25 protein-coding genes and 1 tRNA gene are annotated in these 23200 nt (G+C 61.0%); 14 read left to right on the top strand and 12 right to left on the bottom strand.

The window, feature by feature from the left end; genetic code table 11:
* Window positions 1-46: 46 nt before the first annotated feature.
* Window positions 47-1141, bottom strand: coding sequence for a glycosyltransferase family 4 protein (locus NKI39_RS09435; protein ID WP_352766772.1), 1095 nt, complete (start codon window positions 1139-1141; stop codon window positions 47-49).
* A gap of 494 nt (window positions 1142-1635) precedes the next feature.
* Between NKI39_RS09435 and NKI39_RS09430 the strand changes: the two genes are divergently transcribed.
* The 10 genes from NKI39_RS09430 to NKI39_RS09385 all read left to right on the top strand — a co-directional run bounded on the left by NKI39_RS09430 (window position 1636) and on the right by NKI39_RS09385 (window position 9407).
* Window positions 1636-1992, top strand: coding sequence for an SPW repeat protein (locus NKI39_RS09430; RefSeq protein ID WP_352451366.1), 357 nt, complete (start codon window positions 1636-1638; stop codon window positions 1990-1992).
* Window positions 1993-2123: 131 nt separating this feature from the next.
* A complete protein-coding gene (locus tag NKI39_RS09425; protein ID WP_352470450.1) occupies window positions 2124-2573 on the top strand; it encodes a DUF2231 domain-containing protein in 450 nt (149 codons plus the stop codon).
* The gene (locus tag NKI39_RS09420; RefSeq protein ID WP_352500855.1) at window positions 2573-3919 is read left to right on the top strand and encodes a PQQ-dependent sugar dehydrogenase; all 1347 of its coding nucleotides are present in this window, start codon (window positions 2573-2575) and stop codon (window positions 3917-3919) included. Before NKI39_RS09425 ends, NKI39_RS09420 begins: the two co-directional genes overlap by 1 nt.
* A 93-nt stretch (window positions 3920-4012) precedes the next feature.
* Window positions 4013-4201 (top strand): hypothetical protein, encoded by a 189-nt coding sequence (locus NKI39_RS09415; protein WP_352567649.1) that lies wholly within the window; start codon window positions 4013-4015, stop codon window positions 4199-4201.
* A 59-nt stretch (window positions 4202-4260) separates the two neighbouring features.
* Window positions 4261-5076, top strand: coding sequence for a cytochrome c oxidase subunit II (gene coxB, locus NKI39_RS09410; RefSeq protein ID WP_352500857.1), 816 nt, complete (start codon window positions 4261-4263; stop codon window positions 5074-5076).
* 91 nt (window positions 5077-5167) lie between these two features.
* On the top strand, window positions 5168-6937 hold the full coding sequence (gene ctaD / locus NKI39_RS09405) for a cytochrome c oxidase subunit I (RefSeq protein ID WP_352470447.1): 1770 nt from the start codon (window positions 5168-5170) through the stop codon (window positions 6935-6937).
* Window positions 6934-7638 carry a cytochrome c oxidase subunit 3 gene (locus tag NKI39_RS09400; RefSeq protein WP_352831548.1) on the top strand — a complete coding sequence of 235 codons (705 nt, stop codon included), beginning with the start codon at window positions 6934-6936 and terminating at the stop codon, window positions 7636-7638. The genes ctaD and NKI39_RS09400 overlap by 4 nt, the downstream gene beginning before the upstream one ends.
* A 13-nt stretch (window positions 7639-7651) precedes the next feature.
* Entirely contained in the window at window positions 7652-8374 is a 723-nt protein-coding gene (locus tag NKI39_RS09395) for a heme-copper oxidase subunit III family protein (protein ID WP_023678903.1), read from the top strand.
* 10 nt (window positions 8375-8384) lie between these two features.
* Window positions 8385-8789 (top strand): cytochrome C oxidase subunit IV family protein, encoded by a 405-nt coding sequence (locus tag NKI39_RS09390; RefSeq protein WP_352470444.1) that lies wholly within the window; start codon window positions 8385-8387, stop codon window positions 8787-8789.
* Window positions 8790-8933: 144 nt separating this feature from the next.
* Window positions 8934-9407, top strand: coding sequence for an aminoacyl-tRNA deacylase (locus tag NKI39_RS09385; RefSeq protein ID WP_352577606.1), 474 nt, complete (start codon window positions 8934-8936; stop codon window positions 9405-9407).
* Between the two features lie 66 nt (window positions 9408-9473).
* Here the strand turns inward: NKI39_RS09385 and NKI39_RS09380 are convergent, their stop codons facing one another.
* The 5 genes from NKI39_RS09380 to tig all read right to left on the bottom strand — a co-directional run bounded on the left by NKI39_RS09380 (window position 9474) and on the right by tig (window position 14405).
* The gene (locus tag NKI39_RS09380) at window positions 9474-10286 is read right to left on the bottom strand and encodes a DUF2189 domain-containing protein (RefSeq protein WP_352831546.1); all 813 of its coding nucleotides are present in this window, start codon (window positions 10284-10286) and stop codon (window positions 9474-9476) included.
* Between the two features lie 315 nt (window positions 10287-10601).
* Window positions 10602-11534, bottom strand: a complete 933-nt coding sequence (locus NKI39_RS09375) for a heme o synthase (RefSeq protein ID WP_352500859.1) — start codon at window positions 11532-11534, stop codon at window positions 10602-10604.
* A 147-nt stretch (window positions 11535-11681) separates the two neighbouring features.
* On the bottom strand, window positions 11682-12035 hold the full coding sequence (locus NKI39_RS09370; protein WP_502893720.1) for a c-type cytochrome: 354 nt from the start codon (window positions 12033-12035) through the stop codon (window positions 11682-11684).
* Window positions 12036-12247: 212 nt separating this feature from the next.
* Window positions 12248-12769, bottom strand: a complete 522-nt coding sequence (locus NKI39_RS09365) for a hypothetical protein (protein WP_352470439.1) — start codon at window positions 12767-12769, stop codon at window positions 12248-12250.
* Between the two features lie 160 nt (window positions 12770-12929).
* Window positions 12930-14405: a trigger factor gene (tig, locus tag NKI39_RS09360; protein WP_352470469.1), complete on the bottom strand. Its 1476-nt coding sequence runs from the start codon at window positions 14403-14405 to the stop codon at window positions 12930-12932.
* 343 nt (window positions 14406-14748) lie between these two features.
* On the opposite strand from tig, the gene NKI39_RS09355 reads away from it, so the two are divergent.
* Window positions 14749-14833, top strand: a tRNA-Leu gene (locus tag NKI39_RS09355).
* Between the two features lie 89 nt (window positions 14834-14922).
* On the opposite strand, the gene NKI39_RS09350 is transcribed toward NKI39_RS09355, so the two are convergent.
* Complete coding sequence (locus tag NKI39_RS09350) at window positions 14923-15507, bottom strand: GDYXXLXY domain-containing protein (RefSeq protein ID WP_352831544.1); 585 nt, start codon at window positions 15505-15507, stop codon at window positions 14923-14925.
* Complete coding sequence (locus NKI39_RS09345) at window positions 15504-16622, bottom strand: DUF2157 domain-containing protein (protein ID WP_352539749.1); 1119 nt, start codon at window positions 16620-16622, stop codon at window positions 15504-15506. The genes NKI39_RS09350 and NKI39_RS09345 overlap by 4 nt, the downstream gene beginning before the upstream one ends.
* Before the next feature lie 222 nt (window positions 16623-16844).
* Between NKI39_RS09345 and NKI39_RS09340 the strand changes: the two genes are divergently transcribed.
* From NKI39_RS09340 to trmFO, 3 genes are all read left to right on the top strand, one after another.
* Window positions 16845-16985, top strand: coding sequence for a DUF1127 domain-containing protein (locus NKI39_RS09340; protein ID WP_091596947.1), 141 nt, complete (start codon window positions 16845-16847; stop codon window positions 16983-16985).
* Window positions 16986-17033: 48 nt separating this feature from the next.
* On the top strand, window positions 17034-17174 hold the full coding sequence (locus NKI39_RS09335) for a DUF1127 domain-containing protein (protein WP_023678914.1): 141 nt from the start codon (window positions 17034-17036) through the stop codon (window positions 17172-17174).
* Window positions 17175-17537: 363 nt separating this feature from the next.
* Window positions 17538-18947 (top strand): methylenetetrahydrofolate--tRNA-(uracil(54)-C(5))-methyltransferase (FADH(2)-oxidizing) TrmFO, encoded by a 1410-nt coding sequence (gene trmFO / locus NKI39_RS09330; protein ID WP_352831542.1) that lies wholly within the window; start codon window positions 17538-17540, stop codon window positions 18945-18947.
* Between the two features lie 26 nt (window positions 18948-18973).
* Here the strand turns inward: trmFO and NKI39_RS09325 are convergent, their stop codons facing one another.
* Genes NKI39_RS09325 through yajC form a run of 4 tightly spaced genes read right to left on the bottom strand, consistent with a single transcriptional unit; the run spans window position 18974 to window position 23178 of the window.
* Window positions 18974-19801 carry a phytoene/squalene synthase family protein gene (locus tag NKI39_RS09325; RefSeq protein ID WP_502898556.1) on the bottom strand — a complete coding sequence of 276 codons (828 nt, stop codon included), beginning with the start codon at window positions 19799-19801 and terminating at the stop codon, window positions 18974-18976.
* Between the two features lie 25 nt (window positions 19802-19826).
* On the bottom strand, window positions 19827-20216 hold the full coding sequence (locus NKI39_RS09320; protein ID WP_352470434.1) for an Mth938-like domain-containing protein: 390 nt from the start codon (window positions 20214-20216) through the stop codon (window positions 19827-19829).
* A gap of 15 nt (window positions 20217-20231) precedes the next feature.
* Window positions 20232-22784, bottom strand: coding sequence for a protein translocase subunit SecDF (gene secDF / locus NKI39_RS09315; RefSeq protein ID WP_352470433.1), 2553 nt, complete (start codon window positions 22782-22784; stop codon window positions 20232-20234).
* A 52-nt stretch (window positions 22785-22836) separates the two neighbouring features.
* Window positions 22837-23178: a preprotein translocase subunit YajC gene (yajC, locus tag NKI39_RS09310; RefSeq protein ID WP_352451381.1), complete on the bottom strand. Its 342-nt coding sequence runs from the start codon at window positions 23176-23178 to the stop codon at window positions 22837-22839.
* Window positions 23179-23200: the final 22 nt, after the last annotated feature.

The raw sequence follows: 23200 nt of genomic DNA, 5'->3' as shown, positions 1-23200 counted from the left end.
CTCCCGGACTCCGCCGTCGTGGTCTGTATGTGGATCAGTCGGTTCCTCAGCCCGGCACAGCCACCATCGCGATATTTCTGGAGAGCTCGTTTGTGGGGGCAACTGCGTCTGCCGTGCCGCTCGTGAGTGCTCGGTAGAGTGCCAGATAATCGCTGCACATGCGCTCGACCGTGAACCGCTTCTCGAACGTCTGCCGCACTCGTGCGCGATCGAGGCTGTCTATGCGCCGGAGCGCGCCCACGGCTTCCTCCACCGTATCCACGATCCATCCGGACACACCGTCATCGATGATCTCCGGGACGGCGCCACGCCGGAACGCAACCACCGGCGTACCGCAGGCCATTGCTTCGATCGTTACGAGACCGAAGGGTTCCGGCCAGTCGATCGGAAACAAAAGCGCTTTCGCATTGCCCAGAAAATCCGCCTTTTGCCGCTCATCGATCTCGCCAATGAACTCCACGTTCGAATGCCGCAGCACTTGCGGCTCGACCCTTTCCTTCCAGAACGACTGGTCCACCTTGTCGATTTTGGCGGCGATCTTCAGGGGAAACCCGGCCCGCGCCGCTATTTGTATGGCGGCTTCCGGCCCCTTTTCCGGCGAGATGCGACCGAGAAACGCAAGATAGCCAGAGGTGTTCGGGTGGAACGGCAGAAGATCGCGGGGTAGGCCATGATGCACGGTTCCAACCCAATTGACGGGCGGCATGGGCCGGCGCTGGTCGAAGGAAATCGAGACCAGGGGAACGTCGTCGAACATCGCATAAAGCTGCGCCAGATCGGGCAGGTCGAGCCTGCCGTGAAGCGTGGTAACCGTTCGTCTGGCAAAATCCCGAATTATGGGGAAGTGCAGAACATCGACGTGGAAATGCAAAACGTCGAATTCACCGGCTCGCCGGCGCACCCGTTCAAGCATCATAACATGGTGCGGACCACCGTCCTGGACCCTGGGGTTCAGGCGCAGCGCGACGTCGCAACACGGCACCAGCTCGGCTGAGGTACGAGAATCGGCGCTGGCGAACAGCGTCACCTCGTGGCCCTGTCGGGCAAGTTCTTCGGTCAGATACGAAACAATTCGCTCGGTTCCACCGTAGGTTCGGGGCGGCACGGATTCGGTTAGCGGTGCGATCTGGGCTATTTTCATTTAGAAAATCTTTTCGGCGGCGATCGCCGTCTTTCAAACAAGCTTCGGCGGCAACCAAGACAAGCGAGAGCTTCCCGTTGCGAAGTATTCTATGCAGAGCGTATTTATAGTTGTGCCGTCCGTGCTCCTCCCGTGCAATCAGGTTTCCCTTATTCAACTCCTCTGCATCCAAGAACTGCGATCCATGAGAAATGTTTCACCGGCTCGATAAAAAGACAGAATGAGCTACGCGCCGCCGCCCCGCCGCCCCCTGACAGGCAGCTTTGGATCGCTCGATCACCACCAAGTGATCCAGGCGTGCCGGTGCCGAATGGAACATAAAGCCCGGAATTCAGTTAGATAGCCGGATTTGGCTGGAGTACCGCCAGATGCGGAATTCCAGCCGGGCAGGGCACTACCGTGACACGGAGTGAGCGGCTTCGGGCGCATCTCGCCGAACTCAGGCACCACCTTGCCGAACTCGGGAGCCATAAACGCTCCCTATGGAGGATGCCATGAACCAGTGGACAAACGCCAGGCTCTGTGACGTAGCCAACCTGATCCTTGGGGCAATTCTGTTCTTCTCCCCCTGGATCTTCACCTTTGCGGCAGGCCCGCAGACGCAGAACGCCCTCGGCAGCGGAATCTTGATTGTCGTGCTTTCGGTTGCCGCCCTCGCAGCATTTGCCGTGTGGGAAGAGTGGGTGAACCTGGTCGTCGGACTGTGGGTTCTCGCATCGCCCTGGGTGCTTGGATTCCAGGCGACCACGGCGATGACCGTGCATGTCGTGATCGGCATTCTGGTCGCCGTGCTGGCGGCGATCGAGCTCTGGATGATGTATCAGAACCCGCCGACCCAGTCCGCCGCCTAACAGGCGCAGCCAGCCAGCGCCCTTTTTTGGGCCTGACGGATCTATCGGTCGTCTGCCGGTCTCTCGGCAACAGCCGCCGGAGGCCGGGTAGGCGGCGTTTGTTTGGACGAGAATAGGAAGGATGGCGCATTATGGTCGGTGACAATCCGCGTTCGACGGCCAGGATTGCGGGACATCCTATTCATCCGATGCTCGTGCCATTTCCGATCGCCTGCTTCGTCGGCACCCTGCTGACGGATCTAGCCTATTGGCGAACAGCGGAGATGATGTGGGCTGACTTCTCCGCTTGGCTGGTTACCGTCGGCGTGATCATGGGCTGCCTAGCAGCGATCGCGGGGCTGATCGATTTCCTGGCCAATCCGCTGATAAGGGCACAGCCCCCCGCCTGGCCGCACGTGCTCGGCAATCTTCTGGCGCTGGCGTTATCCATCATCAACATGCTCGTGCACACCCGCGATGCATGGACCTCCATCGTTCCTACAGGCTTGATCCTCTCGGCGGTTGTCGTGCTCGTCCTCATCTTCACTGGTTGGCTGGGCTGGTCCATGGTGTACCGGCATCACGTCGGAGTGGCGGATTGATGCGCATAGCAAGCTCCATCGGTCAGACCAGGCGCATCGCGGTGTCCGTCCTCGTTTGCACTGCGGCGATCACTCTTGCAGCGTGCAGCGGCAACGACCCGGACCCCAGCAGTCAGATAGGGCCGAATCCAAAACTGCCGGACCCGATCCAATATTTCTTCCCGCCCATGCATCTCGCTTCCGTGGTCGGATGGAATAGCGACGAGAAGCCGACAGTCGCGCAGGGGCTGCAGATCCAGGCTTTTGCCCACGGCTTGCAGCATCCGCGGTCGCTTTATGTGCTGCCCAATGGCGACGTGCTGGTGGTCGAGTCCAAGGCGCCGGGTGGCGAACCGATCAAACGGCCCAAGGATTTGGTGATGGGCTGGATCGAATCCTGGGTCACCTCGGGCGGCGACAGCGGCCCAAGCAACCGCATTACGCTGCTGCGCGACGCCGATGGCGATGGCAAGCCGGAGCTGACCAGCGTATTCCTCGACCACCTGAACTCCCCCTTTGGCGTGGCGCTGGTGGGAAGCGATCTCTACGTCGCCAATACCGACTCCATCGTCCGCTATCCCTACAACACCGGTGACACAAAGATCACCGCGCCCGGGACGCCGCTAACCGCCCTGCCCGGCGGCCCGATCGACCACCATTGGACGAAGAGCCTGGTGGCAAGCCCCGACGGCTCGCTGCTCTATGTCGGCATCGGCTCGAACAGCAACGTCGCCGAAAACGGCATCGAGGCGGAGAAGAACCGCGCCGCCATCTGGCAGGTAGACAGGGCCACCGGCCGGTCGCGCATTTTCGCCAGCGGTTTGCGCAATCCAAACGGCCTGAGCTGGGAGCCGCAGACCGGGGCGCTCTGGGCAGTGATCAATGAACGCGACGAGCTCGGCCCCAATCTCGTGCCGGATTATCTGACCTCGGTAAAGGATGGCGGCTTCTACGGATGGCCATACAGCTATTACGGCCAGCATCTCGATCCCCGCGTCATGCCCCAACGTCCGGACCTGGTCGCAAAAGCGATCGTTCCGGATTATGCACTGAGTTCCCACGTCGCCCCTCTGGGGCTGGCCTTCTATGCGGCAACCAGCCTTCCCGAGGCATATCGCGGCGGCGCCTTCGTTGGCGAGCATGGCAGCTGGAACCGCACGCGCTTCAATGGCTACAAGGTAGTTTTCGTACCATTCAGCGGCGGCCGTCCGAGCGGCGTCGCTACCGACGTGGTGACTGACTTCCTGGACAAGGACAACAAGGCGCGCGGCCGGCCTGTCGGCCTGGCTGTCGACAAAACCGGGGCCCTGCTCATCGCCGACGACGTCGGCAACACAGTTTGGCGGGTGACATCTGCCGGCCAATAAAGTGGCTCCACTCCCTTCGTCGAGCTGTCGGTCGAGCAGGTGGAGGGATCCCCGACGATCGCCGTTCCGGTGGTTCTGCTAGGCGCATTCGGCGTGCCCGCCATTGCCGGCTACTCCACGCTGACGATGTTTGCCGCGTGGCCGCATCGGGCGGGTGAGCTGGAAATAGATGAGGGCCTGCCGCTGATCACCGCCGAACCGAAGGACCGCCAGCGCCGCGAAATGGTATTTTTGCCCTTCCCACAGCCGGCTCTAGAATTTTCATCGCAAATCAAGTTATGATGCACTTGGTATTTCCCGGGACGGCTTGCGCCGCTTGGAATACCGGGAGGAACCGGGACATGGCCGTTGCGCTTGTACTCGTTCTGATAGTCGTGGGCTCGGTGTTGTTCCACTTCCTGAGCCCATGGTGGTGGACGCCGATTGCCTCGAACTGGGACTATATCGACAACACCATCATCATAACTTTCTGGATCACCGGTGTCGTCTTCGCCGCCGTGGTTCTTTTCATGGCCTATTGCGTCTTCCGCTTCCGTCATCGGGAAGGCAATCAGGCGGCATACGAACCTGAGAACAGGCGGCTCGAATCCTGGCTGACGGTCGTCACCGCGGTTGGTGTCACCGCTTTGCTCGTTCCAGGCCTGTTCGTCTGGAGCCGGTTCGTTACCGTTCCAAGCGACGCAACCGAGGTCGAAGTCGTCGGCCAGCAGTGGCAATGGAGTTTCCGCCTCCCCGGCAAGGACGGCAAGCTCGGCACATCCGACACTCGCGACGTCAACGCTGAAAATCCACTCGGCGTCATCGCCACCGATGCCAACGGTCAGGACGATGTCGTAGTGGAAGCGGCCGACCTGCACCTCCCGGTAGGCAAACCGGTCAAGATGCTGCTCCGCTCGATCGATGTGCTGCACGATTTCTACGTGCCGGAATTCCGCGCCAAGATGGACATGATCCCGGGCTCGGTCACCTATTTCTGGTTCACTCCTACCAAGACCGGAACCTTCCAGGTCCTGTGTGCCGAACTCTGCGGCCAGGGACATCCGATGATGCATGGCGTGGTCATGGTCGATACTCAGGAAGACTATCTGGCGTGGCTTGGCCAGCAGCAGACTTTTGCGCAGCTGTCCGCGCCCCAGCAGATGGGCTCGGCAGAGTAGGAAACCGGAACGACGGCGCGCCGTCGGGATTGAAGTTAATGCGGCAAGTCCGAACTGTCGGGCTGGCCGAGAAGGGCACGGAGGTGTTCCTATGGTCGATATCACACCTGCAGATGCGGTACCGCCGGCCGAAGTCGCGGAAATGGAACTCTACCATCCGCACAGCTGGTGGACGAAATACGTTTTCTCGCAGGACGCCAAGGTCATCGCCATCCAGTATTCGGCGACGGCGACAGCGATCGGCATGGTCGCGCTGGTGCTATCCTGGCTGATGCGGCTGCAACTCGGCTTCCCCGGCACATTCGACTTCATCACCCCGGAAGCCTACTACCAGTTCATCACCATGCACGGCATGATCATGGTGATCTACCTGCTCACGGCACTCTTCCTGGGCGGCTTCGGCAACTATCTGATCCCGTTGATGGTTGGTGCTCGCGACATGGTCTTTCCCTATGTCAACATGCTGAGCTACTGGATCTATCTGCTCGCCGTGCTGGTCCTGGTGTCGAGCTTCTTTGCGCCCGGCGGACCGACGGGTGCCGGCTGGACGCTCTATCCGCCGCAGGCGATCATGACCGGTACGCCAGGCGGCCAGGACTGGGGCATCATCCTGATGCTTGTCTCGCTGATCCTGTTCATCGTCGGCTTTACCATGGGCGGCTTGAACTATGTCGTGACGGTGCTGCAGGGGCGCACGCGCGGCATGACGCTGATGCGCCTTCCGCTTACTGTCTGGGGTATTTTCACCGCCACCGTCATGGCACTGCTCGCCTTCCCGGCGCTGTTCGTCGCCTGCGTGATGATGCTGCTCGACCGGGCGCTCGGCACCAGCTTCTTCATGCCGGCGATCGTCGAGATGGGCGAACAGTTGCAGCACGGCGGCGGCAGCCCGATCCTGTTCCAGCATCTGTTCTGGTTCTTCGGCCATCCGGAAGTCTACATCGTGGCGCTTCCGGCCTTCGGCATCGTATCCGACCTGATCAGCACCCATGCGCGCAAGAACATCTTCGGCTACCGCATGATGGTCTGGGCCATCGTCGGCATCGGCGCGCTGAGCTTCGTGGTCTGGGCGCACCACATGTATGTCAGTGGCATGCATCCCTATTTCGGCTTTTTCTTCGCCACAACGACATTGATCATCGCTGTCCCAACAGCCATCAAGGTCTACAATTGGGTGCTGACGCTGTGGCGCGGCGACATCCACCTCACCATACCGATGCTTTTTGCCTTGGCCTTCATCGTCACCTTCGTCAATGGCGGGTTGACTGGGCTATTTCTTGGCAATGTCGTCGTCGACGTTCCGCTGTCGGACACGATGTTCGTCGTCGCCCATTTCCATATGGTCATGGGGGTTGCCCCGATCATCGTAATCTTCGGCGCGATCTATCACTGGTATCCGAAGGTCACCGGCCGGATGCTGAACGAGACACTGGGCCGGTTCCATTTCTGGGTCACCTTCCTCGGCGCCTATCTGATCTTCTTTCCCATGCACTATCTCGGCTTGATGGGCGTGCCGCGGCGGTACAACGAATTGACCGACATGACGATCATGACGGAATCGGCCCACCACCTGAACTCGTTTATCAGCATCATGGCTTTTATAGTCGGTTTTGCTCAGATTGTGTTTCTGTTCAATCTCATCTGGAGCATCCGCCATGGCCGTGAGGCTGGCGGCAATCCGTGGCGGGCAACGACGCTCGAGTGGCAGACGCCCGAAACACCGCCCGCCCACGGCAATTTCGGCAAGGATCTGCCGATCGTCTATCGCTGGGCCTATGACTACAGCGTACCGGGAGCCAAGGAGGACTTCATACCGCAAAACGTTCCGGGCTCCTTCGCGCCCTCCAGGGAGCCGGCATGAGCGTAATCCTGGTCTTCCTGCTCGTGATCGCCGGTATTGCCGGGTGGTGGCTTTCCCATCAGCGGCTAATGACGAAGCCGTGGCTCGAGCAAGGTATGATCGGGGATTTTGTCGCTCTGGACCGATCGGCGCTGCCGACCGCAAAGATCGGTCTCGGCGTCTTCCTTGCCGTCGTCGGCTGCCTGTTCGCGCTGTTCACCAGTGCTTACTTCATGCGCATGGCGCTGTCGGATTGGCGGCCGCTGCCCATCCCGCCCCTGCTCTGGCTTAACACCGGCGTACTGGTCTTGAGCAGCATCGCGATACAGTGCGCTTCGCTCGCGGTGCGCAAGGGTCAAGTGGATATGGTCAGGCTCGGCCTCGCCACCGCTGGACTCACGGCACTCGTCTTCCTGATTGGACAGCTTGTGGCATGGCGGGAACTGAGTGCGGATGGCTATTTTCTGGCATCCAATCCGGCCAACAGCTTCTTCTACCTGCTAACGGGAATCCATGGCCTGCATATACTGGGAGGACTGGTCGGGCTGGGCAGAACGAGCGTCGGCGCCTGGAACGGAGCGCAGCCGCAGCGGCTTCGCCTCAGTGTCGAGCTGTGCGCCATGTACTGGCATTTCCTGCTTTTCGTCTGGCTCGCCATCTTTGCGCTTCTGGCCGGCTGGGCTTCGACTTTAATCGACATTTGCCGAGGGTTGCTGACCTAGGAGGAACGGGCGGATGGCAGAGACGACACTGGCCCACATCGGCCGAACAGAGCCGCGGCCCGCAGGCTGGCAAGGCATCGCCGCCGACTGGTCCTCGGATCAGCGGGCGTTCAAAAACGTGTCCTGGGGCAAGGCCATGATGTGGATCTTCCTGCTCAGCGACACGTTCATCTTCGGCTGCTTCCTGCTCTCCTACATGACCGCGCGTATCTCAACACGTGTGCCGTGGCCCAATCCGAGCGAGGTCTTCGCCCTGCGCATCGGTGGCTCCGACATTCCACTGATCCTTATCGCCATCATGACCTTCGTGCTGATCTCGAGCAGCGGAACGATGGCCATGGCGGTCAATTTCGGCTACCGCCGCGACCGCCGCAAAACGGCAGTGCTGATGCTCTTGACCGCAGCACTCGGCGCGACCTTTGTCGGCATGCAGGCCTTCGAATGGACCAAGCTGATCACCGAGGGCGTGCGGCCTTGGGGCAATCCCTGGGGCGCTGCCCAGTTCGGCGCATCCTTTTTCATGATCACCGGCTTCCACGGCACGCACGTGACGATCGGGGTGATCTTCCTGATCATCGTGGCGCGAAAGGTCTGGCGCGGGGATTACGATGTCGGACGGCCCGGCTTCTTCACCAGCCGAAGGGGCCGCTACGAGAACGTCGAAATCATGGGGCTTTACTGGCATTTCGTCGACCTGGTCTGGGTGTTCATTTTCGCATTTTTCTATCTTTGGTGAGAGGCAGGACATGGCTGAAGCAACCGCAAACGGCCTGGGACAACACGCACTGGACAGCGCCCGTACCCATGATGCGACGACGACCGGCGTTACCCCGGCGGAGGTTCATCAGGAGCACCCGATCAAGCTCTATCTGGTGGTCTGGGCGTGGTTGTTCATCCTCAGCACCTGCTCCTATCTGGTCGACTATTTCGGTCTCCACGGCTATCTCAGATGGTCGCTGATCCTGATCTTCATGATCCTCAAGGCAGGACTGATCGTCGCCATCTTCATGCACATGGCCTGGGAACGGCTGGCACTGGCATATGCAATTATTCTGCCGCCGGTGCTGGTTCTGGTGTTCGTGACGATGATGGTCTTCGAAGCGGACTACACGCTTCTCACCCGAATGGCGTTTTTCGGGGCCGGGCCCTGACATGCAATCCGGATCCGGGCCGTCCGGTCCTGGAGCCTTCGCCTTGAAACAATCCACGGCTGGTCCATTTCTGTTGGTATCGGAAACGACAGGCGATGCCGGCGTTTCCACATGCGTCGCGAACACCAGCAAGGGGCGCCCAAGATGACCATCGCAAACAGACTGAAGGACTTCATCGATAGGAAAGGAATTTCCTACGACACCGTCGAGCATCACCGCACGGCGACAAGCAGACAATCCGCCATTGCGGCACATGTGCCTGGCAGCATAATGGCCAAATCGGTGGTCGTTCACCACGACCGTGGCTACGCGCTCGCCGTGGTTCCAAGCACGCACAGGATAGAACTCGCGACATTGCAGGATGTCATGGAGAAGCCTCTTGGACTTGCCTCCGAAGACGAGGTGGTCTCGTTGTTCGGCGATTGCGATGTCGGCGCTGTGCCGCCGATCGGCGCTGCCTATGATGTGCCAGTGGTCCTCGATGAAAGCCTCGGCGACGCTCCCGAAATCTATTTCGAGGGCGGTGACCATAGGACGCTGGTGCATGTGAGCGGCAAGGATTTCCGCGACCTGACAAAGGACGCACGCCAGGCCCGTTTCAGCCACCCGGCCTATTGAAAGCTCTGCCCCACCCTGCCCGCACCGGCACTTTCACCGGTGCGCGCAGGGCAGGTTTTTTTCAGCTCACGGTCTGGTGGCCGGCGGCGATTCTACAACTTTCCGATAGACATGCCAGGTCGCATGACCAAGGATCGGCAGCACGACTGCCAACCCGGCGAACACTGGCAGCGAGCCGACGATCAGGGCGACGGCGACGATAAGGCCCCACACGGCCATCACGATCGGGTTGGCCAGGACAACGCGCACCGAGGTGTGGATGGCTTCGTAGGCGCCGACATCGCGGTCGAGCAACAACGGGAATGCGACGACCGTGGTGCACAACACAACCGCGGCGAACACGAAGCCGATGGCGTGACCCAGGATGATGAGCGTCCAGCCGCGTCCCGTGGCAAATATTTCACCGATGAAACTGGACAGCGATTGCGGCGGCGCCGGGCCGAACAGGGTCTGGTAGAATATCTGGGCCGTCAAAAGCCAGGCGATGAAGATCGCAAGCAGCATGACGCCGACCGCTGCAATAGCCGGCAGTGCTGGAGAACTCCTGACCTCAAAGGCGTGCCTCCACGAGGCGTCGAGCCCGGCTTCCCGTCGCCGGCTGATCTCATAGAGGCCGATCGCCGCGAACGGACCAATCAGTGCAAAGCCGGACACAAGCGGAAACAGCAATGGCAGCGTGTTGTTACCTGATGTCCAGACAGCAAGCACGACACCCGCAATCGGATAGATCAGGCAGAGAAAAACGATGTGCGACGGCTTGACCATGAAATCATCGACGCCACGCCTGAGCGCATCAAAAAGATCGGAGACACCGATTTTTCGAATTCTGGTGTGTTCCAGCGTCTCGCTGGCGCCTGCTATTACGTGAAAGCTTGCCATGACCATTCCTCCAGACCAGGTCCGGTAAGGTCGCGTTTTACGGTGCTGCCGTTCCGCATGATTGGCCCACGCAAACCGCGACCTGCACCATGATCAATATACTCTCATGCGGGGGACTTGTCGCGCTTTGTAGGAAGGCCCGGGAGTAAGAGGTCCCGGGTAGCCTGACTAGCTACGGACGCCGTTCTTCGATATGCTCTTCTAGTCGAAGGTGAAGGTCATGGACGGAAGGACAGTTCTCATACTCGGCCTTGGCGTCGTTATTCTGCTGTTGCTGGGATTTTGTGCTCTGCCAATGTGATGTTTTGAGCCGGGTCAATAGTCGGCTGAAGCGATCACTCGCATTACAATGGTGTCGGCAAGCAACGCTGCAAATATTGCGAAAAGATAGACAATCGAATACGCAAACAGCGCCTTTGCCGGCTTCATCTCCTTGTCGGCGACGAGAACCTTCCAGGCCTGCCAAATGAAACCTGCACCCAACGCGGCTGAAGCAGTGCCGTAATATCCGCTCGCGAAGCCGAGGCCCCAAGGGAGCACGCCGATTGGCGCCAAGAGCAGCGAATAGGCGAAGATTTGTTTTCTGGTCGAGTGCTGGCCGGCCACATTCGGCATCATCGGGACCCCAGCCGCGGCATAGTCACCGACCTTGAAAAGGGCCAGCGCCCAGAAATGAGGCGGCGTCCAGAGGAAAATGATCAGAAACAGGATGAGACTTTCAATGCCGATTGCGCCGGTTGCAGCAACCCACCCGATCACCGGAGGAAGGGCGCCTGCCGCGCCGCCTATGACGATATTCTGTGGCGTCGAGCGCTTCAGCCACATCGTGTAGATAACGACATAGAAAAAGATGGTGAACGCCAACAACGATGCGGCGAGCCACCCCACCAGCACGCCGAGCGTCATGACCGACAGTGCGGAAAGCACCAGACCGAAGCTGAGAGCTTCGCCAGGCGTGACGCGACCGGACGGAATCGGTCGCTTGGACGTGCGAGACATCAAGGCGTCTATGTCTGCGTCGTACCACATATTGAGCGCGCCGGCGGCTCCCGCTCCAACCGCGATTGCGCCGATGGCAATTAAGGCGATAACTGGATTCATCACGCCGGGCGCCATCATCAGGCCGACGAAGGCCGTAAACACGGCAAGTGCCATGACGCGTGGTTTCAAAAGCGCAAAGAAATCACCCGCCGTCGCCTCCGAGAGGCGGATGCCGGTATCCTTGAGACGGCTTTCTTCAGTCGACATTCAGACGACCACCGATGGGAATGGCAGCCTAGCCGGCCAATGTCTTTTTTGCAACGAGTCGCCCTCCCCACCGACACTGCCGGCAGATTGCGGCCGAGGCTATGCCTCGACCTGTTTGCTATACCAAGATCCGGCGGAAGAGCCGGGCTATTTGGAGAATTGCTTCAGATAAGCAATGACATTGGCGACGTCCTCGTCCTTCTTGAGGCCGGGGAATGCCATCTTGGTTCCTTTGACCATCGCCTTGGGATCGTGAAGGTAGGTCGTCAGCGTGGCCTCATCCCATTTGACGCCGGACTTGCCGGCCTCGGTCATGGCCTTGGAATAGCTGAACCCTGGATGCGTGCCGGCCGTTCGGCCGATGACGCCGTTCAAGGACGGGCCGACCTTGTTCTGATCCTTGTCCGCGATATGGCAGACCTTGCATTTGGCGAAGACCTTCTCACCCGCCGCGGCATCCTGTGCCCGCGAGGGGCCGGCAATGACGGTGGCGACGGACATGATGACAAAAAACACAAAGGCACGCATGGCATTTCCTCCCTGATCGCCAATTTGCCCTGGCTGACCTGCACAGGCCGACATTTAGTCCGCTGGCATGCGCTCTTGAATGGCAGAACGGATATCCACTGCCTGGGGTTGCGGCACCTACATACCACGGAACCCGGCCGGCAGATAGAGTTCGGCCGTGCCAAGGTTTAATGCGGACAATCTGCTCAAGGCAATTTGGTGTTGCAGCTGGCGGCGATCCGGCCGATCGCCTCTTCAACTCCGGTGAGGTCAAACTCGGCTTTGCCGCGCCCCGACAGCAGCCCGAACCGCCAGGACAGCAGCAGCCGGTCCGCGGCAATCAGTCGCCTGATGCCGTCGGCACCGTCGCGGACCAGCATCCTGCTGCGCGGGCCGACCGACCAGCTTTCGTTGAGCTTGCCGGATTGGCCGACAGTCACCGACATGGCGATGGTTCGGCTGGCGGAAACGGTGTCGCTCAGCTGCAGCCATTCGCTCCAACGCGGTTCGCCGGCGGTCCGGCACGCGATCGTCAAAACCGGGCTGTAGCTCAATGCGCCGCCGCCGGTGATGAGCTTGTTGGTCGCATAAAGCGAGGCGGTGACAAGGCCATCGCTGCTCTTGTCGAACCGCCAGTTGTCGAGAACCGTATCAGCCTGGGCAATGCCACAGACCGACGCAAGCAGGAACGCCGCCGCCACGCTTCCGATACCGAAGAACTGTCTCAACGATGCCTCCAACAACCGCTGCGGTCAGCAACCCAGCGCAGATAATCATCAAAGCTTCATATCGCTACCTCGAGCGCCAGATGCGTGAAATCCGTTGCGTCTGTGCCACAACGAAAAAGGCCGCCTCGAGAAGGCGGCCTTTCGGAATTCAGCAGGGACGTTATTCAGCGTCCTTGGCGGCCTTCTTCTTCGGCGCGGCCTTTTTCTTCGGCTCTTCAGCGTCGTCGTCGGCCTTCTTGGTGTCCGCTTTTTTCGCAGCCGCCTTCTTCGCCGGCTTGGCCTTGGTTGTATCCGTATCCTCCTCGTCGGCCAGCAGCTCTTCCTTGCTGACCTTGACGTCGGTGACCGAAATCTGGCCGAGCAGATGGTCGACCACCTTCTCTTCGAACATCGGCGCGCGCAACGTGTTCAGCGCTTCGGGATTGTTGCGATAGAATTCGAAGGCTTCCTGCTGCTGGTTGGCCGGATAGCGACGCACCTGCTCGAACAGGCCGCGCTGCAATTCCTCGTCCGTCACCGTGACGCCGGCCTTCTCGCCGATTTCGGCGAGAACCAGACCGAGACGCACACGGCGCTCGGCAAGCCGCATATATTCTGCACGCGCTTCTTCTTCAGTCGTCTCTTCGTCGGCAAAGGTGCGCCCGGCAGCTTCGAGATCGCGATTGACCTGGTTCCAGATGTTGTTGAACTCGGCCTCGACTAGCTTGGACGGCGCCTCGAACGAGTAGGCAGCGTCGAGCTGGTCGAGCAACTGCCGCTTGACTTTCTGGCGCGTTATCGAGCCGAACTGGTTCTCGATCTGACCGCGCACCACCTCGCGCAGGCGCTCCAGCGATTCAAGGCCGAGATTTTTGGCCATCTCGTCGTTGATCTCAAGCGCGCCGGGCTTCGACACTTCCTTGACCGTCACGTCAAAAGTGGCTTCCTTGCCGGCCAGATGCGCCGCCTGGTAGTTTTCCGGGAAGGTAACCGTGACCTGCTTCTCGTCGCCGGCCTTGCTGCCGACCAGCTGGTCCTCGAAGCCGGGGATGAATTCCTTCGAGCCGAGCACCAGCGGCTGATCGGTGCCGGCGCCGCCGCCGAAGGCTTCGCCGTCGATCTTGCCGACATAATCGATGGTCACACGGTCGCCCTCGGCGGCCTTGCCGGTCTTCGGCTCGTAAGTGCGGGCGGATTCAGCGACACGCTTGACCTGCTCGTCGATCTCTTCATCCGGCACGTCGAACACCTGGCGCGTCACCTTGATGTCGGAGAAATCCTTGATCTCGATCGGCGGAATGACCTCATAGTTCAGGCGGAACTCGAAATCGGCACCGCCTGCCAGGATCTTCTCGGCTTCCTTCTCGTCCTCGGTCATGATCACTTCGGGCTGCATGGCGGCCTTTTCGCCGCGCCCGGTGATGATCGAACGGGTCGAATCATTGAGGATCTCGTTGACCACTTCGGCCATGAACGACTTGCCGTAGACTTTGCGCAGATGCTGCACCGGCACCTTGCCGGGGCGGAAGCCGTTGATGCGGACCTTGTTCCTGGCATCGGAGAGCCGCGCCATCAGCTTGGCTTCCATGTCACCGGCCGGCACGGTGATCTTGATCTCGCGCTTGAGACCGGAGTTGAGCGTTTCGGTGACCTGCATCATAAAACCTTTGTTTCCACCAATGAGGCCGTCAAACGGCCCCTGCCGTTTACAGCCTGCCGGTATGATCTTGCCGGGAATGGCTTTTGGTGCGGGACTTGGCGATCTGTCCGCTCAACGCGGCACAAATCCTCCAGAAATACGCTCCAAAATGTGAATAAGTCTTTGTTTTTCCTACTTCTTATCACATTCTGCAGAAGCGGATCGTCGCGTCCCGTCACATTCGACACGCCTTTTGTCACAGGCGACGCTGATTTTCAACCATCTTTGCATTCCGGCCAATGATGCCGATGTGGGCTCTGACATTGACAGAATGATGGCTACATGGGATTGGCCGGGCAATGCGGATGTGGCGGAATTGGTAGACGCCCTGGATTTAGGTTCCAGTGCCGAAAGGCGTGGGGGTTCGAGTCCCTTCATCCGCACCACCCTTCGCTCTTCGAGCTTGGGGTGGCAGGCCACTCGAAGCTCCTCCGAGCCTTGGCGCAGGAGATCATTGCCAAGGCCGTAGCGCGATCTAGTAAAGCGGCTCCTCGAACAGTGTCTTGTCGCCATCCATCAGCGCTTTGATCTGCGCCGTGCCGTTGGCCGCAATCGCCACGCGGATGCCGAACGGCCGCACCCGCATGTCGTTCTGGATCGCCATCCCCTTGCCTTCCGGCAGATAGAAGCGCTCGATGCCGTAATCCGGCGCGATCGTCGTTGCTCCCTGGCTGATATTCCAGCCCTCGGAGACGTGTCCGACGATATCGGCTTCATCGGATGCTGCCGGCGCCGGCGCTTGCCCGAACCAAGCCGCGGTCGACCCCCAATAGCCATCGGCGCCCTGCTTCAGCCTGACCACGATCGACGTTTCCTCGCTGGAAAGCTTGCCGGCCGGAATGTTGCCGATCAGTTTCACCGGTATGCGTGAAATGTCGTAGCCGAGCAGAATGTAGTCACCGCGCAAGAGATCGCGCGGATCGATCGGCTCGACCTTGAGCAGGACCTGCTTGCCATCGCGCAGGATCGCCGCGCGTCCGGCGATGATCCAGCTCAGAAAGCCGATCTGGACGAGCGCCAGGACCAGCGCCGAGATGATCAGTCTTTTGCCGGTCATCATGCCGCCGCTCCTGTCATGTTCGAGGCGTTCATGCGCCTTTCTATGCGGATGATAATGAAAGCAAGAACGGCGAGCAGCACCGCCGCCGCAAGGAAGAAGCCTGCCGTGTCGAGCATTGATTGCAGCATCACCACATAGATGATGGCGAGTTCGAAGGCGAAGCCCGCATAGGCAACCCAGCGCAGTCCCCGGCTCTCGCGGCCGCCCAGCACGATCGCCGCGATGATGCCGGCCAGCGCAACAGCCGAGGCAATGGCAAAGCCGCCATTGTAGCTGCTTTCATCCGCCAGTTCGAATTGGATCATCGCCAGGCCGGTGAGAAAGCCGATCAGCGCGTGCAAGGGCAACCTGCCGCCGAGTTGCAAAACCCTCTCGACCGGCCCGGCAGCAAAGATCGCAGCGGTAAAAAGCAGCACCGACGCGGCAACGAGCGGGATGGCGACTTGCAGCGTGTCGTATTCCATGGCCAACAGCACGAGGTAGAAAAGGACCGACAGGATGATCAGGTGGCGCGCCGCCTGGCTGCGCGTCCAGAACGAAACGGCGAACAGTATTAGCGCCATGACCACGAAGAGATGCGGAAATTCCGTGCGCCGGAAGTAGTCGAACCCTCTCAGGAACAGCCAGGCATCGGCGATGCCGACGGCAGCGACGGTCAGTGGGTTTGAGCGCAGCGCCACCGCCGCCAGCGTCGTGCCGGCGCCCCAGGTGATCAAGGCCGAGGCCTCGTCGCCCGACAAATGATACATCTGGCCGATCAGCGCGATCGAACCGCCGAATGCCGCAGCCGCGACGATCCACAGTGCTTCGCCGATCGCCGCATGGTCGCGCATCTTCAACATCGCGCCGCCGACATAGCCGGCAAGGATAACGGCAAAAAGTGCCGCGACCCGCACCAGCCGCGGGATGACTTCCCAGTTGGCGGCGATGAAGATCAGGATAGCCGCGCCGAACAGCAGCGCCGCCATCATCGCCAGGATCGAGCCGAAACTCAGCGATTTGCGTTCGTTTGCCTCGACGTCGCGCGTTAGAGCCTCGGCTGTCGGCGCGTCGATCAGGCCGGCCTGCTGCCATCGCGCGATATCCGACCTGACCCGTGACGAATAGCTCGCCATGCCCCTCCCCCTTTCCTTGGTTCTTTTAGCTCGTCCGGCCAAGCGTTTGACCTAACGGCATTTTCCGATCTGGGCGGAAAACTGGACGCGCGTTAATGCTGCATTGCACAATTTGCATTGCTGCCATGCACCAATAGCGCTTTTAAATCGATATGACCCCACCTATTTTCACGGTGCACACAAAGACGGAATGATCCGAAAGAAAGACGAAACGAGACTACCATGAACCTGATCCGCAACTATCGCAACTGGCGCCGCTATAGGGACACCGTGTCCGAGCTGAGCCGCCTGAGCACCCGTGAACTGACCGATCTCGGCATCAGCCGCAGCGACATTCACTACGTCGCCCGCAAGGCGGTCTAATCCTTCGGGCCGCAAATGGCCCGAACCAGTTTTGAAAAGAGAACGACAATGAACCTGATCCGCAACTATCGTAACTGGCGCGTCTACCGCGAGACGGTTACCGAGCTGGGTCGCCTGTCGAACCGCCAGCTCAACGATCTCGGCATCGTCCGCGACGAGATCAAGATGGTCGCTCGCAGGGCGATCTAACCACAAGAATTTCGCCAGGGTCGACCTCCTCCCCGACCCTGACGGATACGGTCAGCCTTCACCTCCTCCCGAGGGTTGACCACAAAAACGGCGCCCGCCGGACCTCCTCCCCCGGCGGGCGCTGTTTCTAAAAAGGGTTTCGCACCCTTTCAAATGGCGAAAGGAATTTCGTCAAAGCCGACCTCCTCCCCGGCGATGACGAATACGGTCGATCTTCACCTCCTCCCGAGGATCGACCAACAAAACGACACCCGCCGGACCTCCTCCCCCGGCGGGTGTTGTTGTTTTGGGGCGGCTTCCCCCGTCAGCCATTCTCCCGCGTGGCAATTGCAATCCTTGCGCCAAGCGACTATTTCGGCGCTCATGGACAAGAACCCCATTCACGTTATCGGCGGCGGTCTCGCCGGCTCCGAAGCCGCCTGGCAGGCGGCCGAAGCCGGCATTCCCGTTGTCCTGCATGAAATGCGTCCCGTCCGCGGTACCGACGCGCACAAGACCGACGGGCTGGCCGAACTCGTCTGTTCCAACTCCTTCCGCTCCGACGATGCGCAAACCAATGCCGTCGGCCTGCTGCACGCCGAAATGCGGCTGGCCGGTTCGCTGATCATGAGCGCCGGCGACGCGCATCAGGTGCCGGCCGGCGGAGCGCTGGCCGTCGACCGCGACGGATTTTCCGAAGCGGTCACCAGAAAGCTCGAAGCGCACCCGCTCATCACCATTCGTCGCGAGGAAGTGCCCGGCCTGCCGTCGGCGGAGTGGGACCAGGCGATCGTTGCCACCGGCCCGCTGACGGCGCCTTCGCTCGCCCAATCGATCGCCGAAGTGACCGGCGCCGACGCGCTCGCCTTCTTCGATGCCATCGCGCCGATCGTCCATTTCGACACGATCGACATGGATATCTGCTGGTTCCAGTCGCGCTACGACAAGGTCGGTCCCGGCGGCACCGGCAAGGATTACATCAACTGCCCGATGGACAAGGAGCAGTACCTTGCCTTCGTGCAGGCGCTGGTCGACGGCCAGAAGACCGAATTCAAGCAATGGGAAGGCACGCCCTATTTCGACGGCTGCCTGCCGATTGAGGTGATGGCCGAGCGCGGCGTCGAGACATTGCGCTACGGGCCGATGAAGCCGATGGGGCTGACCAATGCGCATGATCCGTCTGTAAAGGCGTATGCCGTCGTCCAGCTCCGGCAGGACAACGCGCTGGGTACGCTCTACAACATGGTCGGCTTCCAGACCAAGCTGAAGCACGCCGAGCAGGTGCGCATATTCCGCACCATCCCCGGGCTGGAACACGCCGAATTTGCCCGCCTAGGCGGCCTGCACCGCAACACCTACATCAATTCGCCGACGCTGCTCGACGCGTCGCTGCAGTTGAAGTCGCGACCCGGCCTGCGCTTTGCCGGCCAGATCACTGGCTGCGAGGGCTACGTCGAGAGCGCCGCCATCGGCTTGCTCGCCGGGCGCTTTGCAGCCGCCGAAAGGCTTGGCCATGCGCCGTCGCTGCCGCCCTTGACCACCGCCTTCGGCGCCTTGCTCAACCACATCACCGGCGGCCATATCGTTTCAGACGATGAGCCGGGAAAGCGCTCCTTCCAGCCGATGAACGTCAATTTCGGCCTGTTCCCGCCGGTGGACGCGCCGAAGATCGAAGGCAAGCGGCTGCGCGGCAAGGACAAGACGGTCGCCAAGCGGCACGCGGTAACGTCGCGCGCGCTCGCCGACTGCCGCGAATGGCTGGGGCTGCCTTTTCGGGCGGAAGCGGCGGAATAACGATCGGGTTGGCTACGCGGCAGCCTCTATGCGACTGGCCAGCCCCGCGTCACGCGCCGGAACAAGAGCCAATGCCGGCGCAAGACAGAGAGCCGCGCCACCTCCTTGACAGGCGAGCGACGGGCGCGCTCCATCTTGTCGAGATAGGCGCCCGAAAGAGCCAGCGGCAGAAACGCCGGGCGCAATGAAACCGGCAAAACGGACGCCCCCTGCTCGAAGGCGGAAAGATGTTCCCGTGCCAGCGCGATCATCGCGGCAACGGCGCGTTCCGCGCCCGGCCCGCCGTCACCTGTAACAAACTCTTGCGGCGACGATCCCGCCGCCGCCAAAATATCTGCCGGGACAAAGCACTGTCCCCGCTTGCGATGCAGCGGCAGCAGAAGCAGGAGACCGGTCATCGCCTGCGCACAACCTGCCCTGCCGGCAAGTTCGGCAAAGCGTGGTGCTTGGACCGGATCGAGCACGATCGCCGCAAGCTGGATAAGTGCTGCGGCAGTCTCGCCGCAATAGCCTTCGAGGTCGGTGCGCGACGGCATCGGGTCGTCATAGAGATCGAAGATGCGCGCTTCGAGCATGTTGTCGAAGGCGGCCTTGGGCAGATGGTGGGCGGAAATAGTCGCCTTCAGCGCGTCCGCCACGGGATGGCCGACCTCAGCCCCATCCTCTTCGGCGGCGATGACGTCGCGCCACCATTGCAGCCGCACCTCGCCCGGCAGCGCCTCGTGGATGCGGTCGCGTATGCCGGCAATTTCGGCGTTGAAGGCATAGAGCGAAAACAGCGCGTCCCGCTTGTCTTCGGGCGCGTAGAGCGCGGTCAGGTAGCGGTCATGATCAGCGGCGCGCACCGTCTCCATGACGAGTTTGGTGTTTTCGGCCACGTCAGTCGACGGCGATGAGTGCTGCGGCCACCGCGCGGTCTTCAGCCAGCAGCACATTGTAGGTCCGCACAGCCGCCCCGGTCGACATCGGATCGGCGGATATGCCGGCATCCTTCAGCGCGGCACGCAGCGCGGCCGGCAACGGCCTCAGATCCTTGCCGCTGCCGACCAGCAGGATCTCGACCTTGTCTGCCTCGTTGAACAGCTTGGCGAAATCCGCTGCCGTGAGCGCCAGCGGATCGGCCGGCTCCCAGCCATAGATGCCCGAAGGCAGGCACAGCAGCGAGCCGCGATGCGACATGTCGGCAAAGCGGAAACCGCCATTGCCGTAAGCCTCGACCGGTGCGCGGCCGGGGAAATGCGCCTCGCGGATGACGATGCCCTTGGCCACTTTTGAGGCAAGCCGTCAGGTGGCTATGGCTTTGCCGCCGCCCACCGGCTTTTCCTCGTCCGACGCTGTGGCCTGCGGCCGCAGCTTGAACAGGATAAGCAGTGGCGCGGCGATAAAGATCGACGAATAGGTGCCGAACACGACGCCGAACAGCATGGCCATGGTGAACGAGCGGATCACCTCGCCGCCGAACAGCACCAGCGCCAGCAGCGCCAGGATCGTCGTCACCGAGGTCAGCGTCGTCCTCGACAGCGTCTCGTTGATGGCGTTGTTCAGCAATTGCGGCAGCGGCATTCGCTTGTATTTTCGCAGATCCTCGCGAACGCGGTCATAGACGACAATCGTATCGTTGAGCGAATAACCGATGATGGTAAGGATCGCCGCCAGCGACGACTGGTTGAATTCGAGGCCGGTGAGGACGAAGAAGCCGATCGTCATGACCACGTCGTGAACGGTCGCAACGATGGCGCCGACCGCGAACTGCCATTCGAAGCGGAACCAGACATAGATCAGGATGCCGAGCAGCGCGACCAGCATGGCAATGGTGCCTTGCTTGGCAAGCTCGCCCGAGACCGTCGGCCCGACCACTTCGACGCGGCGAAAATCATACTGGTCCTGCAGCTCGCCGCGCACCTTGTCGATGACGGTCTGCTCGGCATTCTCGCCGCCCTCCTGGGTACCGACGCGGATCAGCACGTCGTTCGGCTCGCCGAATTGCTGAACCTGCACCTCGCCGATATTGAGTTCCGTCAGCCTGCCGCGGATGTCGGCCAGATCGGCATTGCCGGCCTTCGACTGCACCTCGATCAGCGAGCCGCCCTTGAAATCGATGCCGTAATTGATGTCGATGGTCATGAAGCCGATGACCGACAGCACCGAAAGCACGCTCGACAGTGTGAACGTCCAGCGGCGGATGCCCATGAACGGAATTTTCGTTCCCGGCGGAATGAAGGTCACCGGCGCGCGTGGCAACTCCTTCGGACGGGCCCGGCGAAGCCAGATCGACACCAGCAGGCGGGTGAAGGTGAAGGCGGTGAAGACCGTGGTCAGGATGCCGATGGCATAGGTGACGGCAAAACCCTTCACCGGCCCGGTGCCGAGGTAGAACAGGACCACGGTGGCAATCAGCGAAGTGACGTTGGAATCGACGATGGTCGCCAGCGCCTTGCTGAAGCCGGTATCGATCGCCTGGATCACCGAGCGGCCGGCACGTCGCTCCTCGCGAATACGCTCATAGATCAGCACGTTCGAATCGACCGCCATGCCGATGGTCAGCACGATACCGGCGATACCCGGCAAGGTCAGCGTCGCGCCAAGCAGCGACAGCAGCCCGACGATCATCGCGACATGCACCGCCAGCGCGATGTTGGCGAGGAAGCCGAGGAAACCGTAGGCGACGAACATGAACGCCACGACCAGGATCGAGCCGATGATGCCGGCGACCTTGCCGGCATGGATGGAGTCCTGGCCGAGGCCAGGGCCAACCGTGCGCTCCTCGATCACGGTGAGCGTCGCCGGCAAGGCGCCGGCGCGCAGCAGCACGGCGAGATCGTTGGCGCTCTCGGCAGTGAAATTCCCCGATATCTGACCGGAACCGCCAGGGATCGGTTCGTTGATCCGCGGCGCCGAAATCACCTGATTGTCGAGGATGATGGCAAACAGCTTGCCGACATTCTGCGCTGTCGCCTGGCCGAACCGCTGCGCCCCCTTGGAATCGAAGCGGAACGAAACCACCGGCTCATTGGTCTGCGAGTTGAACGTCGCCTGGGCATCGACGAGGTTTTCACCCGAAACGATGACGCGGTTCTCGATCAGATACGGAACCGGCGGATCGTCCTGCGAATACAGCACCGAGGATCCCGGCGGCGGACGGCCGTTCAGCGCATCCTGCACCGGCATCGATTGGTCGACCATCTGGAAGGTCAGCTTGGCGGTCTGGCCGAGAATTTCCTTCAGCCGTTGCGGGTCCTGCAAACCAGGCACCTGCACAAGGATGCGGTCGTCGCCTTGCCGCTGCACGATCGGCTCGGTCGTTCCCAGTTCGTTGACACGACGGCTGACAACCTCGATCGACTGGGTCAGCGCCGTCGACGTACGGTATTTGATGCCGGCATCGGTGACGGTGAATTTAAGCAGGCCGGCCTCGGAATCATCCAGGGTCATCTCCTGGATGGACCCGCCGCTGAACAGGCCGGCCGCCACCGGATTGGTCAACGGCTTCAGTGCGTTCTTGGCGGCGTCGATCTGTGCGGGATCGGTGATGCGGACCTGCACCGTGCGCCCCGACCCGGCAAGGCCGGTATAGCCGATCTTGGCATCGCGCAGCAGCGTCCTGATTTCGTCGCGCGTCGTCTCAAGCCGATCCTTGATCAGATCGTTCGGATCCATCCTGAGCAGGATGTGCGAGCCGCCCTGCAGGTCGAGGCCGAGCGTCATCTGCCGCTTCGGCACCCAACTGGGCAGTTGGGCCAACGTGCTTGCCGAGAAAAGATTGGGCGCAGCGAGGACCACCGTGGCGGCTACGGCCAGCCAGATCAGGATCATCTTGAAGCGCGAGAAATAGAGCATTGGTTATCGTCCGTTCAGGCGTACAAGCGGCTGCGTTCCGCCTTCAATTCGGTTATTTCTTGGCGTTCTGGTTTGCCACCGGCTCGCCCTTGACGCGCACGTCGGCGATCGTCGAGCGCAGCGCCGTCACCTTGGTGCCGCCGCCAAGGTCGATCTCCAGCTCGTTATCGTCGATCACCTTGGTCACCTTGCCGACCAAGCCGCCGCCGGTGACAACGGTATCGCCGCGACGAACCGCCGCCAGCATCTCGCCGCGCTTCTTCAGCTGCGTGCGCTGCGGCCGGATGATCAGAAAATACATGATCACGAAAATCAGAGCAAACGGCACGATCTGGATAAACATTGCGGACGAGTCCCCGCCGATGCCTTGGGCGTATGCCGGTGTCACGAACATCGAGGTACTCCTGAATTTTAAA

The sequence above is a fragment of the Mesorhizobium sp. M0664 genome, assembly GCF_040320565.1.
Taxonomy (GTDB): domain Bacteria; phylum Pseudomonadota; class Alphaproteobacteria; order Rhizobiales; family Rhizobiaceae; genus Mesorhizobium.
The sequence above is the reverse complement of the archived record's forward strand: the minus strand, read 5'-3'. Positions and strand labels throughout refer to the sequence as shown.

Bases quoted from the DNA above. Each gene is read 5' to 3' on its own strand.
- NKI39_RS09430 (WP_352451366.1), top strand. From the start codon at position 1,636: ATGAACCAGTGGACAAACGCCAGGCTCTGTGACGTAGCCAACCTGATC.
- NKI39_RS09400 (WP_352831548.1), top strand. From the start codon at position 6,934: ATGAGCGTAATCCTGGTCTTCCTGCTCGTGATCGCCGGTATTGCCGGG.
- NKI39_RS09425 (WP_352470450.1), top strand. From the start codon at position 2,124: ATGGTCGGTGACAATCCGCGTTCGACGGCCAGGATTGCGGGACATCCT.
- NKI39_RS09335 (WP_023678914.1), top strand. From the start codon at position 17,034: ATGAACCTGATCCGCAACTATCGTAACTGGCGCGTCTACCGCGAGACG.
- NKI39_RS09340 (WP_091596947.1), top strand. From the start codon at position 16,845: ATGAACCTGATCCGCAACTATCGCAACTGGCGCCGCTATAGGGACACC.
- NKI39_RS09420 (WP_352500855.1), top strand. From the start codon at position 2,573: ATGCGCATAGCAAGCTCCATCGGTCAGACCAGGCGCATCGCGGTGTCC.
- NKI39_RS09395 (WP_023678903.1), top strand. From the start codon at position 7,652: ATGGCAGAGACGACACTGGCCCACATCGGCCGAACAGAGCCGCGGCCC.
- coxB (WP_352500857.1), top strand. From the start codon at position 4,261: ATGGCCGTTGCGCTTGTACTCGTTCTGATAGTCGTGGGCTCGGTGTTG.
- trmFO (WP_352831542.1), top strand. From the start codon at position 17,538: ATGGACAAGAACCCCATTCACGTTATCGGCGGCGGTCTCGCCGGCTCC.
- yajC (WP_352451381.1), bottom strand. From the start codon at position 23,178: ATGTTCGTGACACCGGCATACGCCCAAGGCATCGGCGGGGACTCGTCC.
- NKI39_RS09370 (WP_502893720.1), bottom strand. From the start codon at position 12,035: ATGTCCGTCGCCACCGTCATTGCCGGCCCCTCGCGGGCACAGGATGCC.
- NKI39_RS09345 (WP_352539749.1), bottom strand. From the start codon at position 16,622: ATGGCGAGCTATTCGTCACGGGTCAGGTCGGATATCGCGCGATGGCAG.
- NKI39_RS09380 (WP_352831546.1), bottom strand. From the start codon at position 10,286: ATGGCAAGCTTTCACGTAATAGCAGGCGCCAGCGAGACGCTGGAACAC.
- NKI39_RS09325 (WP_502898556.1), bottom strand. From the start codon at position 19,801: ATGGAGACGGTGCGCGCCGCTGATCATGACCGCTACCTGACCGCGCTC.
- NKI39_RS09390 (WP_352470444.1), top strand. From the start codon at position 8,385: ATGGCTGAAGCAACCGCAAACGGCCTGGGACAACACGCACTGGACAGC.
- tig (WP_352470469.1), bottom strand. From the start codon at position 14,405: ATGCAGGTCACCGAAACGCTCAACTCCGGTCTCAAGCGCGAGATCAAG.
- ctaD (WP_352470447.1), top strand. From the start codon at position 5,168: ATGGTCGATATCACACCTGCAGATGCGGTACCGCCGGCCGAAGTCGCG.
- NKI39_RS09350 (WP_352831544.1), bottom strand. From the start codon at position 15,507: ATGATGACCGGCAAAAGACTGATCATCTCGGCGCTGGTCCTGGCGCTC.
- NKI39_RS09385 (WP_352577606.1), top strand. From the start codon at position 8,934: ATGACCATCGCAAACAGACTGAAGGACTTCATCGATAGGAAAGGAATT.
- NKI39_RS09375 (WP_352500859.1), bottom strand. From the start codon at position 11,534: ATGTCGACTGAAGAAAGCCGTCTCAAGGATACCGGCATCCGCCTCTCG.
- secDF (WP_352470433.1), bottom strand. From the start codon at position 22,784: ATGCTCTATTTCTCGCGCTTCAAGATGATCCTGATCTGGCTGGCCGTA.
- NKI39_RS09435 (WP_352766772.1), bottom strand. From the start codon at position 1,141: ATGAAAATAGCCCAGATCGCACCGCTAACCGAATCCGTGCCGCCCCGA.